Source organism: uncultured Planktosalinus sp. (assembly GCF_963973675.1).
Classification (GTDB): domain Bacteria; phylum Bacteroidota; class Bacteroidia; order Flavobacteriales; family Flavobacteriaceae; genus Planktosalinus.
Genome location: NZ_CAXBAN010000395.1, coordinates 1 through 2352 on the forward strand (window position 1 = coordinate 1; position 2352 = coordinate 2352).

At 35.4% G+C, this 2352-nt stretch carries 3 protein-coding genes; all 3 read left to right on the top strand.

All coding sequences use genetic code 11. The annotated features are described in order from the left end of the window. Positions 1-2: 2 nt before the first annotated feature. Genes AACY61_RS12530 through AACY61_RS12540 form a run of 3 tightly spaced genes read left to right on the top strand, consistent with a single transcriptional unit; the run spans position 3 to position 2307 of the window. Positions 3-314 (top strand): NADH-quinone oxidoreductase subunit K, encoded by a 312-nt coding sequence (locus AACY61_RS12530; RefSeq protein WP_339611918.1) that lies wholly within the window; start codon positions 3-5, stop codon positions 312-314. After that, positions 311-1834, top strand: coding sequence for a proton-conducting transporter membrane subunit (locus AACY61_RS12535; protein ID WP_339611919.1), 1524 nt, complete (start codon positions 311-313; stop codon positions 1832-1834). The genes AACY61_RS12530 and AACY61_RS12535 overlap by 4 nt, the downstream gene beginning before the upstream one ends. Further along, positions 1831-2307, top strand: coding sequence for a Na+/H+ antiporter subunit E (locus AACY61_RS12540; RefSeq protein ID WP_339611920.1), 477 nt, complete (start codon positions 1831-1833; stop codon positions 2305-2307). The genes AACY61_RS12535 and AACY61_RS12540 overlap by 4 nt, the downstream gene beginning before the upstream one ends. Positions 2308-2352: the final 45 nt, after the last annotated feature.

A 2352-nucleotide genomic window follows, 5' to 3' on the forward strand; every position in this document is an offset into this window, starting at 1 on the left:
TAATTCCTGAAATAGTTAAGCAGGAGGGCACTAGAAAAAGCTTTAAAAAGCGATTTCTGATTACTTTATTTTTTACTTATTTATTGATTTTTCTTTTAGGAAGAATTACCAAAGGAAAACCGCCTATCATTCCTGAAGAATCAAAATTCTTTTTGGATGCCTATGCTGACCCTGTACCTCAAGCCTTGATTCTCACAGCAATAGTTATAAGCTTTGGGCTACAATCATTTGCTATTGTTTTAATTAAAAGGGCATACAAGGTTGTAAAAACTGATGATCTTGATCAAATGAACTCAACAGACGAATTTTCATGACACAGCACATTGTTTTATATCCGATAATAGTTCATTTGCTTTTGGCAATTTTATTACTTTTTGCATGGAATAGCATCAAATTACAAAAGGTAATTAGTGCAGTTGGAAGTATATTAAGTTTATTGGTTGCTGTTTGGCTTTTTACAACTGTTTGGAACGAAGGAACCCAAACCATTCAGTCAGGAAACTGGAAGGCCCCTTTCGGAATTACCTTTGTGGCCGACACTTTTGCTGCAACTATGGTATTATTGACCGGAATAAGCGGAATCGCTGTTTCTTACTTTTCAGTTGGCACCATTTTAAAAGCAAGAATGAAATTTGGGTATCTACCAATACTGCATTTTTTACTTTTGGGTCTCAATGGAGCATTTTTAACAGGTGACATTTTTAACCTGTATGTTTGGTTTGAAATCATCATCATCAGTTCATTTGTCTTGATTACTCTTGGAGGTGAAAAGAAACAATTGGAGGGCGCAGTTAAATACTTTACGCTAAATATTTTTGCGTCGGTTATCTTTCTTACTGCGGTTGCAGTTCTATATGGTTTAACAGGCTCCCTCAATATGGCCGACCTTTCCTTAAAAGTTGCAGCTATTGAAAACAGGGGTCTAGTTGAAGTTACAGCCATTTTATTTTTAATAGGATTTGGAATCAAAGCAGCCATATTTCCTCTTTATTTTTGGCTCCCGGCTTCCTATCACACCCCGCCTCCAGCTGTTTCAGCTCTATTTGGCGGACTTTTGACTAAAGTAGGAGTATATGCTTTAATTAGAGTATTTACATTAATATTCGTCGGAGATGCTTTTCTGGAAACCATTATCCTCACCCTGGCGGGACTTACTTTATTTGTAGGTGCTGTGGGGGCCTTGGTTCAAAATAATATTGCAAAAATATTTTCTTACCTTATCATCTCACATATCGGATTTATGATACTAGGTCTGGGTTTATATACTGAAGCAGCCATTGCAGGGGCTATATTCTATATCATTCATGATATTGTCGTAAAAACAAACCTCTTTATGGTAAGTGGCTTAATTTATCGGCTTAAAGGTACTTTAAGTATGAAAACCCTAGGGGGTATTTATGCAAAACATCCCTTGTTGTCATTATTGATGCTAATTCCTCTGTTTTCAGTAGTAGGAATCCCTCCCTTATCAGGCTTTTGGCCAAAATTATCACTCATTACCGAAAGTTTTAAAATAGAAAACTTCTGGTTGATAGGAGCCATAATATTTGCTACCTTTATTACACTTTTTGTAATCGCACGCATTTGGTCAGAAGTGTTTTGGAAAGAAGGAAAGGAACTTCCTGTCATTCAAAATTTTAGATACTTCCACTTGTTAAAGCTGGAAAAGAAAATACAGATAATAGGCCCTATCGCATTTTTAGCTTTTATTTCATTGTACATTGGCTTTGGTGCAGAAAACATACAGCAAGTAGCAGAAAGAGTAGGTTCCGAACTATTGAACAACCAAAACTATATAGAGTCGGTTTTAGGAAAAATTAACGAACAACCATGAGAAGTAGGTTTTTAAGCAACATTCTTTTGACCTTTATTTGGGTTGCCCTAACAGGAAGCTTTGAATTGCTGAACTTTGTATTTGGATTTGTACTCAGCTTTTTAATTTTAAGGGTAATAACCCTTGGTAAAGGGGAAGTAAAATATTTTACGATATTACCAAAGGTGATTGCATTTGTATTTTTCTTTCTCTATGAATTATTCAAAGCAAACCTGCAAGTGGCCTATGATGTGGTTACACCCAAATTTTATATGAAGCCGGGAATTATAAAAGTCCCGCTGGATGCTAAAACCGATTTGGAAATCACGCTTTTGGCTAATTTAATTTCATTAACACCCGGCACCTTGAGTTTAGATGTTTCAAACGACAAGAAAGTATTGTATGTACACGGAATGTATGTCTCCAATAAAGAAAAATTTATTCAAGGCATTAAACAAGGATTTGAAAGACGATTATTAGAAATTTTAAGATGACCTTACACGACTACTTATACTACTTTTTATTACCCATACTTTCGT